The organism is Ruegeria profundi, from assembly GCF_001507545.1.
GTDB classification, from domain to species: Bacteria; Pseudomonadota; Alphaproteobacteria; order Rhodobacterales; family Rhodobacteraceae; genus Ruegeria; species Ruegeria profundi.
The window spans coordinates 24,662-37,714 of the sequence record NZ_LQBP01000017.1 but is presented as its reverse complement, the minus strand read 5'-3'; the positions used below and the strand labels follow the sequence as shown (position 1 = coordinate 37,714).

The 13,053-nt window shown below is 56.2% G+C and carries 15 protein-coding genes, 2 tRNA genes and 1 pseudogene; 2 read left to right on the top strand and 16 right to left on the bottom strand.

Translation table 11 applies throughout. From position 1 onward, the window contains the following. Positions 1-1,039 precede the first annotated feature (1,039 nt). A pseudogene (locus tag AVO44_RS20000) lies at positions 1,040-1,648 on the bottom strand (SDR family NAD(P)-dependent oxidoreductase); the annotation flags it as partial. Between the two features lie 316 nt (positions 1,649-1,964). Then, positions 1,965-2,450 (bottom strand): hypothetical protein, encoded by a 486-nt coding sequence (locus AVO44_RS19995; RefSeq protein WP_068341086.1) that lies wholly within the window; start codon positions 2,448-2,450, stop codon positions 1,965-1,967. Between the two features lie 382 nt (positions 2,451-2,832). Here AVO44_RS19995 and AVO44_RS19990 point away from each other — a divergent pair, with 382 nt between their 5' ends. Beyond that, the gene (locus AVO44_RS19990; RefSeq protein ID WP_068341082.1) at positions 2,833-3,450 is read left to right on the top strand and encodes a DUF3313 domain-containing protein; all 618 of its coding nucleotides are present in this window, start codon (positions 2,833-2,835) and stop codon (positions 3,448-3,450) included. A 697-nt stretch (positions 3,451-4,147) separates the two neighbouring features. Here the strand turns inward: AVO44_RS19990 and AVO44_RS19985 are convergent. The 14 genes from AVO44_RS19985 to AVO44_RS21415 all read right to left on the bottom strand — a co-directional run bounded on the left by AVO44_RS19985 (position 4,148) and on the right by AVO44_RS21415 (position 12,821). Next, a tRNA-Phe gene (locus AVO44_RS19985) sits at positions 4,148-4,222 on the bottom strand. Positions 4,223-4,301: 79 nt separating this feature from the next. Then, on the bottom strand, positions 4,302-4,484 hold the full coding sequence (locus AVO44_RS19980; protein WP_068341080.1) for a DNA gyrase inhibitor YacG: 183 nt from the start codon (positions 4,482-4,484) through the stop codon (positions 4,302-4,304). Beyond that, positions 4,481-5,503 carry a ribonuclease E/G gene (locus tag AVO44_RS19975; RefSeq protein ID WP_068341077.1) on the bottom strand — a complete coding sequence of 341 codons (1,023 nt, stop codon included), beginning with the start codon at positions 5,501-5,503 and terminating at the stop codon, positions 4,481-4,483. The genes AVO44_RS19980 and AVO44_RS19975 overlap by 4 nt, the downstream gene beginning before the upstream one ends. Next, complete coding sequence (locus AVO44_RS19970) at positions 5,500-6,078, bottom strand: Maf family protein (RefSeq protein ID WP_068341074.1); 579 nt, start codon at positions 6,076-6,078, stop codon at positions 5,500-5,502. Before AVO44_RS19970 ends, AVO44_RS19975 begins: the two co-directional genes overlap by 4 nt. A gap of 11 nt (positions 6,079-6,089) precedes the next feature. Beyond that, a complete protein-coding gene (infA, locus tag AVO44_RS19965; RefSeq protein WP_005978431.1) occupies positions 6,090-6,308 on the bottom strand; it encodes a translation initiation factor IF-1 in 219 nt (72 codons plus the stop codon). A 91-nt stretch (positions 6,309-6,399) separates the two neighbouring features. Further along, a complete protein-coding gene (locus AVO44_RS19960) occupies positions 6,400-7,275 on the bottom strand; it encodes a carbon-nitrogen hydrolase family protein (RefSeq protein WP_068341071.1) in 876 nt (291 codons plus the stop codon). 140 nt (positions 7,276-7,415) lie between these two features. Then, the gene (locus AVO44_RS19955; RefSeq protein WP_068341068.1) at positions 7,416-8,030 is read right to left on the bottom strand and encodes a GNAT family acetyltransferase; all 615 of its coding nucleotides are present in this window, start codon (positions 8,028-8,030) and stop codon (positions 7,416-7,418) included. Next, entirely contained in the window at positions 8,023-8,421 is a 399-nt protein-coding gene (locus tag AVO44_RS19950) for a ketosteroid isomerase-related protein (RefSeq protein WP_068341065.1), read from the bottom strand. The genes AVO44_RS19955 and AVO44_RS19950 overlap by 8 nt, the downstream gene beginning before the upstream one ends. After that, positions 8,418-8,876, bottom strand: a complete 459-nt coding sequence (locus tag AVO44_RS19945) for an arsenate-mycothiol transferase ArsC (RefSeq protein WP_082677600.1) — start codon at positions 8,874-8,876, stop codon at positions 8,418-8,420. Before AVO44_RS19945 ends, AVO44_RS19950 begins: the two co-directional genes overlap by 4 nt. A gap of 3 nt (positions 8,877-8,879) precedes the next feature. Next, on the bottom strand, positions 8,880-9,359 hold the full coding sequence (locus AVO44_RS19940; RefSeq protein WP_068341061.1) for a UPF0262 family protein: 480 nt from the start codon (positions 9,357-9,359) through the stop codon (positions 8,880-8,882). 98 nt (positions 9,360-9,457) lie between these two features. Next, positions 9,458-10,759, bottom strand: a complete 1,302-nt coding sequence (gene hisD, locus AVO44_RS19935) for a histidinol dehydrogenase (RefSeq protein ID WP_068341101.1) — start codon at positions 10,757-10,759, stop codon at positions 9,458-9,460. A gap of 158 nt (positions 10,760-10,917) precedes the next feature. Continuing rightward, positions 10,918-11,394 (bottom strand): DUF2948 family protein, encoded by a 477-nt coding sequence (locus AVO44_RS19930; RefSeq protein WP_068341058.1) that lies wholly within the window; start codon positions 11,392-11,394, stop codon positions 10,918-10,920. Next, on the bottom strand, positions 11,391-12,659 hold the full coding sequence (gene murA / locus AVO44_RS19925) for a UDP-N-acetylglucosamine 1-carboxyvinyltransferase (protein WP_068341055.1): 1,269 nt from the start codon (positions 12,657-12,659) through the stop codon (positions 11,391-11,393). Before murA ends, AVO44_RS19930 begins: the two co-directional genes overlap by 4 nt. Positions 12,660-12,665: 6 nt before the next feature. Next, positions 12,666-12,821: a hypothetical protein gene (locus AVO44_RS21415; RefSeq protein WP_169794893.1), complete on the bottom strand. Its 156-nt coding sequence runs from the start codon at positions 12,819-12,821 to the stop codon at positions 12,666-12,668. Between the two features lie 83 nt (positions 12,822-12,904). Between AVO44_RS21415 and AVO44_RS19920 the strand changes: the two genes are divergently transcribed. Next, positions 12,905-12,979: transfer RNA gene (locus AVO44_RS19920), tRNA-Thr, on the top strand. Positions 12,980-13,053: the final 74 nt, after the last annotated feature.

Sequence of the window (13,053 nt, the reverse complement as noted above, 5' to 3'; positions counted from 1 at the left end):
TCTGCCCCCGATCCGTCCCCTCAATATACCCCGACATGCCCGCCTCCGGTCTTTGCCGAAAAGCATACCACAATCGGAGTTTCCACACAGCCTCAGCCCAATCCGGAAGTGGTCTTTCGCTCTTGCTTGCTCATGCAGCAATGCCAACAGCAAAACTCATAGCCGCGCCGCAGCTACAAAAGCGGAAGTTCATTCGTGGTGCAGCGAGAAATTTAGCGCCGATGTCTGAATTGCGGACGAAGCATGGGTACACGTCATTCAAATGGGCGTTTTCGACAAAAAAAGCTAAAAAGCGGCCGTTTGCTGCGGAGCATTACGAAACTGCTGATAGCGGTCTCTGATGTGCGAGTTGCGAACTAGGCTGTCGTACTGGCAAAAAACACCCAATTAGAGCAGTTAGAGTCAAGATGCGCGAGTGTCGCATGTTTAATTCGCTCTATCATTAGGATAGGCGCTCGCGGAATGGAGATCGACTAACCCACGAACGAGCGAAACCAACTTCGTCTATGGTAACGCTAGAAGATAACTTTTGACTGGTTCAACTATACCGACCCGTTTCAACGCGTTCATCAGGCGCTTGTGGTTCATCGGCGCCGTTGGAGCACACGTGCGCTTGCAAGTTACACCAACCTTCCACAAACGACGGTACGCCGACAACTAGATCTCTTGGCCAGCGGACAGGCGATTGTACGCACCACGGAAGAGGTCCAAATTTCTCAAATTCAGCTTGCGTTCAACGCTAGTTTTCACCGCGAACTTTCCAAGTACGTTCGCGGTGGGTGTCACACTAATCAAGAATTGATCGAAGTATTCAGAAAGGCATACGGTCCCGACGCTGCGAATTTCCAGATGCTGGAGAAACATGTCTGGTGGCCGATCATCGAAGAACCCGACATTAAATTCTCTTAGAGGCGCAAAGGTGGTTCGCCTGAAATCTAGATGTCAGAATGCGCCAGCTGATACTGCTGGTATACGCCCAGGTTTTGTATTCCGCGCGCCAACCTGAGCGAGGACAGCCCAGCAAAACACGGCGCGGGCATCAGTCCGTTGTTCCCTTTGGGTCGCCTAGCAGGAAGGCGTCGCCAAGTACAGTTTTTCCGTCCAGACTGTGAACCTTGCCGGCCACGTAATGGATAATTTCACGACTTGCGATCACCCGCCCCACATGCCTGCCAGTACATAGCTCGAGCGCCCCTTCGTCCATCACTTCGACCGGCTCAAGCATGTCCGGATTGGTCTTTGCAATCATCCGGGTAAAGTCGGCACCCGAGGTTAGCACGATGGCAGTGGGCCGCATCGAATTCACGAATATGCCGTATTCCTGCAACTCGCGGGCTAGCGCCAATGTAGCACGGTCCGGAGCCGCCTTGGTTGTTCCGTACCCTCCCATCGAGTAGCTTGCTTCCTTGGGAATGCCGTCGCGGCCGGGCAGTTCGTCGACCCTGGCCGATCCGGTGCCGATGTTCAGGATCCACCCTGCGCCACGCGTTTTCATGTCAGGCCGGCATTGCCAAGCGAGGTCGACTGGTGCGGTCACGTTTAGCTCGAACATAAAGGTTAGCTCGTTGTGTTCAATTGCCGTGAGGGGCTTCATGATCCCGTACGCTGCGTTGTTCACGAGGATGTCGATCGGCCCCAAAAAAAAGCGCTTGCTCGTTCGATCAGCCCTTTTCGTGCCTCAAGGTCGGCGAGATCGCAGGCAACTTCTGCTTTGCCACCCATAGCCTGAATATCTGCGACGGCGGATTGCAAGGTGTCCGGTTGCCGTTTCTCTTTTCCCATTACTGGTTAGTTCAGCACAACAGATGCCCCTTACGAGGCCAGCCGCATCGCGATGGCCTTTCTGATCCCCCGGCTCGCCCCGGTTATGAATGCTACCTTGCCGTCATAACGTCCCATGTCCAAAACTCCTCTGTCACAAATGCGGCTCAAGGGCCCACGCGAATGAGTGGGCGGTGATCGTCCTAGTCATTTGTCGCAGCCCCGGACCTAAGGCGCGTGGCCAATGACGGGACGATCCAGAAGCAAACAGCCCCGAAGGCCAGATCTCCGAGGTATGTAAGTTGCTTACCACTCTCAAAAACGAAATCCGCCGAGCCAATGGTTAGGAAGATAAAAAGGCCGAAGTTGCAGAAGAGCGGCAGCATCTCTTTAATCTTGCACGCGATCGCCAGGACGATCGCGGTGATCGGGAAAATCAGTGCGAGATCCCCATAAAGGTCAGGTAGGGCAGAGATGGACCAAGAGATCACGAGACCAACCGCGCCACCGATAAATACGCCTGGAGCTTGTTGCAGCTTCATACCAAGAGCGCTCCAGATCGTGACCGCTGCGAAGGCGATCCAGGGGTCGTTGAGGCCAAACAATGACGTGACGAAAAAATAGCCCACCGCGAGGACAAGGATCACCAAAGTGATCAGTATCGCTTGCCAAAAAAGCAGGTTTTCCATTTATTTGTCCGAGCGTTTCCAGAATTCGCATCGATTGACGTGACGAATATTGCGCGAGTTGCCGGGTTTGTCCAAGCTCATCTGAGCCATAATGGCTCAATAAAATTATCAATAGCCTAAGCACTTCTTCAGAAGTTATCTGTACGTCACAGGGACCAAAAGATTGTTCCTATTTGTTCAATTGCCGAGAGACTAATATTTGACCCTTATGTGCCTTCGCAGGATAACGATCGTAGTTTCACTAAGTTTATGTGCGCATTGTCGAAAACTTAGACATATTGGCATCAAACATTGCTGCGCTGTGAATATGGTTACAGTGGATAATAAGTCTGGGCGTCTGCTTGGCATCCGAAGGCCTCAAAAGACATGTAAGGAAAATGTTATGAAAAATCTGACGAAAGCTGCCCTATTTCTTTCGCTGTTAATCGTGGCCGCTTGTGGCTCCACGTCTCAGAAAGTCGGGGACTATGAACTTTCCAACGACGCTTCGGGGCTGGTTGCGGATGACAGTATTGCGCCAGCGCTGCTTTTTGTACGCCCGAACGCACCAGACTTGTCAACATTTGATCGGTTTATCGTCGACCCTGTCAGCGTACGGTACGACGATCCAGGCGTTGAAAAGTTAAGTGACAGTGATCTGGCGCGAATGCAAAACTACTTTCGCGATCAGGTAACGAGCGAGTTACGTGCGGCCGGGAAAGAAGTCACCACCGAACCCGGCGAGAACACTATGCGGATTTCCTTTACACTGTCAGGCATAAAAGCTCCGAGCGCTGTCCCAAATGCTGCCGGCGTCTTGGTTGCTACATCATTTAGTGTCGGTGAAGTTACAATTGAGGCTGCATTTTCGGACGCAGAGTTGGATGAGATAAACGCTATCGTCGTGGATCGATCGCGTGGCGCCAGATTTATGAACGCGACACCGTGGTCAACATGGGCAGATGTTGAAAGCTCTTTTGACTATTGGGCCAGAGGGATCGGCGCTGCGGTTAAGCCATAGGAGACATAAATTTAACGTCAGCCAGCGTCGGGCGGATTTGTCCACAAGTGAGACATAGATGCGGGGTGCAGCGAACGTCCGGTTCAGATTTCGGCCATGTTGACTATTTTGAACGTTCGCTTCCGAGAAATCGCGCTGCGGTGCCTCGACCAGGTACGAAATTCGGCGTCGCACGGCGAATGTCCTTTACGACCTTCTCACCATGGCTCAACTTGGTTCCGAGTTTCTTTCTCATCTCCACTCCTTGGCGGTTACGATGAGCCAGAAACCCTCTCTTATCAAATCGACCTAAACTGTCCCATTGGGGCTGACGTCAGACACCATGTGATGACGCCCTGAAAGGGCGCGAAACCCGCCTTGGCGCTGCGATCATTTATTGGTCGGATCGTCATGCCGTCACGGGAAGGTAAGCAAGCAGAATAACAGCATTGAGGATCTGGTCATGGCGACCGATCTTTGGGCAAGTCTATGGACACCACCGCGAAACAGAGTGAGCACTCTACTGGATCTACGAATTGCTCAAGGCGACCAAAAGTTACGGTACGGCTCTCAATAAAAGATACATACGGAAGCGGTTCAGGTTGCAATGCTCCATTGTCACTATGCCACCCACGCGCTAAAGGTGGATATTAGGGTGGACAAGACCAATCCGGACACCTATTTTTTTCATTAAAATCAGGTTTATATAGTAATTTTATGGTGCCCGGGGGCGGAATCGAACCACCGACACGAGGATTTTCAATCCACTGCTCTACCCCTGAGCTACCCGGGCACGGGAACGATTATCATCGTTGGGTGGAGGCCTTCTATGACTTGCACCAAGCAGTGTCCAGAGGCTTTTTTACATTTTTTCAATGTGGACGCTGTTGCTCTGGTTCGTCTTGTGAGCCGTCGGCGTCAAGGTCTTCTTCGCGCTGCGACGGAACCGCGTATGACCCGTTTAGCCACTTGGCAAGGTCTATATCCGCACAGCGCTTTGAGCAAAACGGACGAAACTTGATCACGGTGTCGGAACCGCAAATCGGGCAGCTCATTTCAGCACCTCCGTTAGGGGGATTCGGCCGCGTTTGCGTTGCAGTTCGTAATGGCCCAGCGGGGTCCATCCGGCCAAGATGGTTTCGATACCGTCGGCCTTGAACGCGGCGCGCAGGGCGGATTCGAACCCGCGTCGGTCTTTTTTTGGCATAGGCGCCAAGTCCAGCGTAATTTGTCCCCCAAGCCCCCTTACACGCAGCGCGCGGGCCAACGCTTTGGCGCAGGCGAAGTTCGCTTTGGTTCCAGCGGCCAGCGATGTGTCTGACCCGGTGTTCACGTCTACGGCGACCAACGCGCGCGTGGGCTGTATATACAAATGACCCCCGCCTTGCAGCGGTTCGGAAATCCCGCGGGCCATGTCCAACGCGTCAAGCACGCCTTGCTCCTCGAATCCGCCGGCATGCGTGACCACCTCGGCCGGATCGGTCCAGTCGCGCCAGGCGAGGACGTGTGGGCCATCGCCTTCCAGCAAGAGGTCTGGTTCCGTACCCAAATCGTTCATAACCTGATCGGCATGGGCCAGCATGGCGCTGATGTCCTGCGCAATTTCACCTGCATCCTCACCTTCACAGCAAGACCGCAAGATCAGACCATAATCGCTGTTTTCCATGCATTCATGCGCGATCTCAAGCAGACGGTCACGCTCAGCCTCATCGCGAATAGAGCGTGAGATATTCAAGCCCGGCGCATCGGGCGTGACGATCGCATAGCGGCTTTTGAAAAGGATGCGATCCGTAACCGGAAGCGCTTTGCCCGGTTCGGCATATCCCGTTACCTGCACCAGCATCAGGGTGCCGGGCTTCAATCCACGAACTTGGCGCAGAAAGGCCGGGCCATCCGGTGTTGTCAGGAACATTCCGCCCTGCCCCTTCACCGGGCGGTCAGCGCGGGCGCGATAGATTGTGCCGGGCGCAGGGGCGTCTCCGGCAATTAGGAAATCCTCTAACCTACCATCCACCATCAAGGCAGCAGCTTCGCGGTTGTCGATATGGTCCAGAACGATAGTGCGACCCTTCATGAGCCCTCACGATACAGGGGATACCCTATGCCTTGCAAAAGAGCGGCTGTCTCTGACAGCGGCAAGCCTACGATGCCAGTGAAGGAACCGGATATCCATGGAATGAACGCGCCGGCAGGACCTTGAATAGCGTATGCGCCTGCTTTGCCCTGCCAGTCTTTGGTCGCCAGATATGCGTTGATTTCCTGGTCCGACAGCCGTTTGACCTTAACTTGGGAAACCACGTCGCGCTGTAGCACCCGCTCCCCACGCCGCACCGCGACCGAGGTGATCACGCGATGCCGTCGACCGGATAGCGCGTACAGAAACTCCGCCGCGTCCCCTTCGTTTTGGGGCTTGCCCAGAATACGGCGGCCAAGCGCAACCGTGGTATCTGCGCACAGGGTAATGTCGTCGCCATCTGCTTCAACTGCCTGCACCTTTTCGCGCGTGATGCGATTGCAATACGGAACGGGCAACTCACCCTTTATGGGGGTTTCGTCAATATCCGGGGCGCGAATAAAATCAGGCTGTACGCCAAGCTGCGCCAGCAGGTCCAGCCGCCTTGGGCTGCCCGATCCTAAAATAAACGCCATTGTGGTTGGCGTTACTTGAAGCGATAGTTGATCCGACCCTTGGTCAGATCATAAGGGGTCATCTCGACCTGCACTTTGTCGCCAGCCAGAACACGGATGCGGTTCTTGCGCATCTTGCCTGCCGTGTGTGCGATGATCTCATGGCCGTTTTCCAGCTCGACCCGAAACGTCGCATTAGGCAGGAGTTCCTTCACGACACCGGGAAATTCGAGCGTATCTTCCTTGGCCATGTTGTCTCCATCATTACGTTGCACTCGCAGAATCTGCGAGGATGTGCGCCTAAATGAGCCTATTTTGGGCTTATTTCAAGGCCAGAATCACTCAAACACGGGATATTGTGATTGAATTGGCGCGGGGGGATTGCTCTGTCCAATGGGTGCGGTTCAGCACGTGCCCGTCTGCACGGACCTCGGCAATGACCGAAAGATCAATATCCGCATAGGTCCATCCGGGACGGTTCATCGTTCCTTCAGACAGCACACCAGTCGAAGGAAACCCCTTGTCCGGCGGGCCAAAAACGCCGCCGGTACCTGTGTTCATATCCACCGCCTCGGACCAGTCATTGTTACCGACCAAGGACGCCATCACCGTAACGCATTGATTTTCCAGTGCCCGCGACATCGCTCCGATCCGGACGCGCCAATAGCCTGACAGCGCCTCGGTACAGGACGGAACCAGAATCACGTCGGCTTCACTCAGGGCGCGGCCAAGCAGGGGAAACTCGCTGTCATAACAAATAAGTACACCGATTTTGCCCAATGAGGTTTCAAAGAGTTTCAGCGGGCCGCCTGGCACAATGTCCCAGTCGTCGCGCTCGAACCGGGTCATGATCTGTTTGTCCTGATGGTCTTGCCCGCCACCGGGTGCATAAAGTTCGGCACGGTTCACCGGACGTCCTGACCCATCCACAATCGGGGCCGACGCGCCCAGAATATATACCCCATAGGTCTGCGAAAGGCGTTGATGCAGCCCCTGCGCCGCTTCCATCCGATCGGACACGGCGCGGATCGAATGTTCCAGATTTCCGGCGACCTCAGCCCCGTCCAGCGTTGATAGTTCCATCGCGCCGTATTCAGGAAAGACCAGCAGGTCGGCCCCCTGCCCTGCGGCTTCGGCCACCCATCGGTCCAGCTTGTCTTCGTACTGCGCCCAACTGTCGAGCCAATCTAGGTTATAGGCGGCGGTCGCAACTTTCATGACAACTTCTCAGGTTTGGGTACGATATGACCCTAAAACCGGGCCATGTGTCTGTACAGGGTTATCGCGGCGAACTGCGGAGGCATCACCGCTCTGGTATCGGGTTCAGAGTGGGGTAGATACCGAATGACGACACGATTTCAGACTGAAACTTCCGTTATTGGCAAATCCCGTATCCAGAACTGCAGCGGCTTCATCGTTTCCTTCTCGGCACCAACGTCTTTCCATGAGAACTGCGCGATGGCGCCGGGTAGCAGATCATAGCCTCGCGCCCGCCAGAAGGCGTCCAGCGGCCGGTAGTTTTCCGGCCGCATGGGATGATCCGCCGCGCGCAGAACACTGCAAAAGGCGCACTTGGTGAAGCCAAGCCTGATGGCATGGGCTTCTCGTAAATCAAAGAACCTGTGGCCAGTGCCCTGCCCTCGATAATCCGGCAGCAGGACGGACTCGGCACAGTAGAAAATCTCAGACACGTCCAGCCCTGAGCCGTCGAATGCAGCGCCAAAGTCGTCGGCATGATCAATCAGAGGTGCGCCGGTTGACGCCCCGACCAGGCGATCACCGTCAAACGCGCCCACAACGATGGCCTTGTCGCTGTCGCGATAGGATTGCAGGTATCTGTGTTCGTAATCCAGATCACCGTCATAGAGGTAGGGCCACGCCCGAAACACCGCGATCCGAAGGCGTGCAACGTCGTCGAGGGCGTCTGAAAGGACAGCCCCGGTCAAGGCGTGAACCTCTGAGACCTCAGCCATTTGTGACCTGTCGCGCCCAGTCGGCAAGGTTGTAGAAGGTGGTGACGCGCGTGATCTTGCCGCCCTTCAAGTCAAAAAATGAACCGGCAGGCAGCCGATAGGTCTGGCCACGCGCTTCGGGCAGACCTTCATCCGTTTGCAAATATGTTCCGTTGACGATGAACTCAGCCGCGGCGCGGGTGCCGCCTGCGGTCTCGAAAACCACGATATCGGTCAGGTTCTCGCGGTAACAGCGGTTCATATGGGCACAAAACGCCGCAAATTTCTGTTTTCCAACGCGGATCTGGCCTTCGTTCACATGGTGGGCCACACCATCGGACAGGCAGGCCAGCATGCCATCCACGTCCCCGGCATTAAAGGCGTCGAAATAGGTTTTGACGGTCTGGTTCATGTACACTCCGTAGGTTCGCCCCAGCGATCTTTGAGGTGCTTGATGATCTGATCGCGGGTCTGTCGGTAGTGGTTTAGCTTTTCCTCGCGTGTCTCGCCCAGTCCGGTAGGGTCCATTATTGGCCAATAATCGACATCCAGATGAAAAATCCGGGTCAACTCCAGCGCCCTGCGCTGGCTGGCAGGCGACAGGGCAACCACCAGGTCAAAAGAACTCAGATCGTCGCCCCATTCCTGCATTTCATCAAACGAACGCGACCGGTGCCGGGACAGTTCCACGCCGATCTCCTGGCAAACTGCGATGCAAAAGCCGTCAATCTCAAGATCATTATGCACACCGGCGGATTGCACATAGGTTCCGGTGCCGTAGAATTTCTTCATGATGCCTTCGGCCATCGGGGACCGAACCGAATTGTGGTCACAACAAAACAGGACCGACTGCGGCAGAGGCGTCACCCGTCACCCCCCGAAATGCAGTACGCAAATAAGCGTGAACAGGCGGCGGGCAGTATCGCTGTCAATATCCGCTTTACCTTCCAGTCGCTCTTGCAACACGCGACTGCCTTCGTTGTGGATACCACGCCGTGCCATATCAATGGTTTCGATCTGACTGGGCGGCAAGGATTTCACCGCGTCAAAGTAACTTTCACAGATCTGGAAATAGTCTTTGACCACCTGCTTGAACGGCCCCAGCGAAAGGTGAAATTCCGCGGCTTTTTCTTCGGCTTCGGTCGCGACGTCGAACACCAGACGTTTGTCGCGGATCGAAAGGTGCAAGTGGTATGGCCCATCCGGAACCACGCGCCCCTCGCGCTGCGGCAGGGTAAAGCTGTTGTTTTCCAACAGATCAAAGATCGCGACCTTGCGCTCCTGCTCGATCTCGGGGGTCGGCGGGGGCAGGTTTCGGTCGTCAAGCTCGATACGCGAAATTCGGGTCATGTTGTCTGTGGTCCGTTCAGCTCAGCCCAGACCTATAACAACGCATTTCATTGAGCAACGCACACAAGCGCCAATATGGCGTAGCGGGTTGCGCCATATCAGCCATTCAGTCGATTAAGACGCGCCGTAACCGACAATCCATGCGCCTCAAGGCTTTCTGACTGCGCCAGTTGTTCTGCCGCAGGTCCGATCACGCGCAGCGCCTCGGGCGTCACCTGGCTGAGTGTTGTACGCTTGAGAAAGTCCATCACACTCAGACCAGAAGAAAACCGGGCTGACCGCGCCGTGGGCAAAACATGGTTGGGGCCGCCAACATAGTCGCCAATGGCTTCGGGCGTGTACTGGCCCAAGAAGATGGCACCTGCGTGGATTGTCTTTTTACTCAGAGCGACAGGATCGCTCACACACAGCTCAAGATGTTCTGGTGCAATACGGTTGGACAGGGCTGCAGCCTCGTCCAGATCGCGCACGGTGATCACAGCGCCGAAATCGCGCCAGCTTGCCCCGGCGATTGCACGGCGTTGCAAGGTTTCAAGACGCTTTTCAACAGCCTGCGAAACGGCTTGCCCAAATGCGGCATCATCCGTGATCAGGATAGATTGGGCGCTCTCGTCATGTTCGGCCTGGCTCAGCAGATCCAACGCGATCCAGTCGGGATCGTTGTCTTTGTCGGCGATGACCAGAATCTCAGACGGTCCTGCGATCATGTCGATGCCGACCTTGCCGAACACCCGGCGTTTGGCGGCGGCAACAAAGGCATTTCCCGGGCCGGTGATTTTATCTACCGGCGAAATTGTCTCGGTGCCATAGGCCAGCGCAGCAATGGCTTGCGCCCCGCCTATACGATAGATTTCGTCCACACCAGCAAGCCGCGCCGCCAGCAGGACCAGCGGATTCACCTGCCCGTCCGGCGTGGGAACGGTTATGGCCAGCCGCTCGACCCCTGCAACCTTCGCCGGGATCGCATTCATCAGAACCGAAGACGGGTACGATGCCAAACCGCCAGGGACATACAATCCGGCCGCTGACACCGCCGACCAGCGCCAGCCAAGCGTTGCCCCGGTTGCGTCGGTCCACTGATAGTCTTCGGGCATCTGCTTTTCGTGATAGGCGCGGATGCGCGCAGCAGCCAGTTCCAATGCCACACGGTCCGCGTCCGCAACCTGTGAAACTGCCGCGTCGATGTCTGCGGCGGAGAATGCCATCGAACCGGGCGTCAACTCCAGCCGGTCAAACTTGGCAGTCAGTTCGATGACAGCGGCATTGCCCCGCGCGCGCACATCTTCGATGATCTGCGCGACCGTGGCATCCACATCAGGGCTGTCTTCGCGCTTGGCTGACAAAAGCGCCTGAAACGCGGGCTCGAAATCGGCCGAGGTCGTGTCAAGAAGAACGGGCATATGCAAGACTCCGAAAGCGTTTCGACGGGTCATACCGTCGAGGCACGACAGCCTCAACCCCGATGCGGGCCTTCACTTGTAGCGCGGCAGAAATCAAACGCCAAAAACCCTTGTTTTTAGCATTTTTGACACAAGTTCGTTCGTGGTGCAGAGGTCGTTCATTCAGGATGATGCGGCGCGTGCCCGGATGGCGCCTTGTACGGGCGCGTCACATCCTTGAGCGTCGCGTCAACCGCCTCAACCTTTAGCCGGATGCCGCCGTCACCGGCCAGCGTCAACACAATGTGACCGGCCCCGTCCTCGTCCGCCTCGAAATCGACCGATAGCAAAGACAGGATCATATCCTTTTCACTGCGGTCGATCCCCTGACTGGCAACCGACAGCACCGAATCGAACACAAGAACCGACTGCACCCGCTCAAACGGCCGATCACGACGCATAGCGGCATCTTTGTCTTCCCAGCGAAAGCGGTTCAGCAGCAATCCAAAGCGGCGCTGTGACGGCTTCCACGTCATTTCGGTTACCGGGAACACGGCGTCCTGCGTCAGAGTCGAAATCACCTGCAGATCGTCCGCATCTTCGGCACCCAGGTTCAGCGGGGCCTCGCGTCCATCGTGAAAACTTGCGTCTGTCATTGGCCCTTGATCCGTTCGATTTTGGCACCCACGCCTTCCAGCTTGCGCACAACATGCTCATATCCGCGATCCAGATGATAGACCCGGTTGACCATTGTTTCGCCCTCAGCTGCCAATCCGGCCAAAATCAACGAGACCGACGCACGCAGGTCCGTCGCCATAACGGGCGCGCCTTTCAAACGTTCGACGCCCGTGACCGTGGCCGTACCGCCGTGAACCTCGATATTCGCACCCATGCGTACAAGTTCCGGCGCGTGCATGAAACGGTTTTCGAATATGCGTTCCTCAAGAACCGAGGTCCCTTCGGCCGTACACATCAACGCCATCATCTGCGCCTGAAGGTCTGTTGGGAAGCCCGGAAACGGCTCTGTGACCACATCCACCGATGTTACACGCCCGTTTTTGCGCGCCACTTTCAGGCCGTTCTCGGTTTCCGAAACACTTACACCAGCCGCGTCCAACTTGGCGGCGAAAGACTCAACCAATGACATACGGCCACCCAACAGTTCAACCTCACCGCCGCAGATGGCCGGGGCCAGCATATAGGTGCCCAACTCGATACGGTCGGTGACAACCTGATGCGTTGCCCCGTGCAGCCGGTCGACACCCTGAATCTCGATGGTCGAGCTCCCTTCGCCCGAAATCTGAGCGCCCATCTTACGCAGGCACTCGACCAGGTCGACGATCTCAGGCTCACGCGCGGCGTTCTTGAGAACCGTGGTGCCCTTGGCCAGCGTTGCCGCCATAACGATATTCTCGGTTGCCCCCACCGAAGCAAAGCGCATCTCATGCACGGCACCTTTCAGCCCCCCCGGTGCCTTGGCGTGCAGATAGCCATCCTTCAGCTCGATCTCAGCACCCAGCGCTTCAAGCCCCTCAACGTGCAGATCCATCGGGCGCGCGCCAATCGCGCAGCCACCCGGTAATGACACAACCGCCTGACCCAGCCGCGCCAGCATCGGGCCCAGCACAAGGTTGGATGCCCGCATCTTGCGCACAATCTCGTAGTCCGCCGTGTGACTGGTCAGGTCATGGCTCGACATCGCCAGAACCTGCCCGTCCTGCAACGCGGACACCTCAGCCCCCAGCGATTGCAAAAGCAGGGTCATGGTTTTGATATCGCTCAACCGCGGCGCGTTGGTCAGCGTCAGCGGTTCTTCGCTCAGCAAGGTCGCGGGCATCAGCGTCAGACAGGCATTCTTGGCCCCCGCGATCGGTATTTTACCGTTCAAAGGCCCATTGCCCGTCACCAAAATCGAATCCATCTGCTCTTATCCCTCGTCCTTTACGGATTTATCCTCGGATGCCGCCCGCGCCTTGGCCTGCGCCTTGCGCCGCGCCATATTCGCCTTCAGCGCCGCCTTCAAACGCTCTTCGCGCGCATCCCCGGATTTGCCCTGTTTTTTGGGTGTAGTTCTTTCTGCCATGCTCTTTCTCTACAGGAGGCGAAAAAAACCGTCCAGAGACCCTTGCGCCGCGTTTCGTTTAAGTCTAATCACCCGCCCACAGCGCTGCTGTAGCTCAGAGGTAGAGCACTCCCTTGGTAAGGGAGAGGTCGAGAGTTCAATTCTCTCCAGCAGCACCATCAACATCCTGAAAATAAACAGCAATCGAAATCTCCGAAAAAGTGATTTCGTTGACTGAGTCCTGCAATACCGG

What these genes read in the sequence shown, in the direction of transcription:
- infA (WP_005978431.1), bottom strand. Translation starts at nt 6,308, where the DNA reads ATGGCCAAGGAAGATACGCTCGAATTTCCCGGTGTCGTGAAGGAACTC.
- AVO44_RS19930 (WP_068341058.1), bottom strand. Translation starts at nt 11,394, where the DNA reads ATGACAGACGCAAGTTTTCACGATGGACGCGAGGCCCCGCTGAACCTG.
- AVO44_RS19980 (WP_068341080.1), bottom strand. Translation starts at nt 4,484, where the DNA reads ATGAGCTGCCCGATTTGCGGTTCCGACACCGTGATCAAGTTTCGTCCG.
- AVO44_RS19990 (WP_068341082.1), top strand. Translation starts at nt 2,833, where the DNA reads ATGAAAAATCTGACGAAAGCTGCCCTATTTCTTTCGCTGTTAATCGTG.
- hisD (WP_068341101.1), bottom strand. Translation starts at nt 10,759, where the DNA reads ATGCCCGTTCTTCTTGACACGACCTCGGCCGATTTCGAGCCCGCGTTT.
- AVO44_RS19955 (WP_068341068.1), bottom strand. Translation starts at nt 8,030, where the DNA reads ATGGCTGAGGTCTCAGAGGTTCACGCCTTGACCGGGGCTGTCCTTTCA.
- AVO44_RS21415 (WP_169794893.1), bottom strand. Translation starts at nt 12,821, where the DNA reads ATGGCAGAAAGAACTACACCCAAAAAACAGGGCAAATCCGGGGATGCG.
- AVO44_RS19970 (WP_068341074.1), bottom strand. Translation starts at nt 6,078, where the DNA reads ATGGCGTTTATTTTAGGATCGGGCAGCCCAAGGCGGCTGGACCTGCTG.
- AVO44_RS19960 (WP_068341071.1), bottom strand. Translation starts at nt 7,275, where the DNA reads ATGAAAGTTGCGACCGCCGCCTATAACCTAGATTGGCTCGACAGTTGG.
- AVO44_RS19950 (WP_068341065.1), bottom strand. Translation starts at nt 8,421, where the DNA reads ATGAACCAGACCGTCAAAACCTATTTCGACGCCTTTAATGCCGGGGAC.
- AVO44_RS19940 (WP_068341061.1), bottom strand. Translation starts at nt 9,359, where the DNA reads ATGACCCGAATTTCGCGTATCGAGCTTGACGACCGAAACCTGCCCCCG.
- murA (WP_068341055.1), bottom strand. Translation starts at nt 12,659, where the DNA reads ATGGATTCGATTTTGGTGACGGGCAATGGGCCTTTGAACGGTAAAATA.
- AVO44_RS19975 (WP_068341077.1), bottom strand. Translation starts at nt 5,503, where the DNA reads ATGAAGGGTCGCACTATCGTTCTGGACCATATCGACAACCGCGAAGCT.
- AVO44_RS19995 (WP_068341086.1), bottom strand. Translation starts at nt 2,450, where the DNA reads ATGGAAAACCTGCTTTTTTGGCAAGCGATACTGATCACTTTGGTGATC.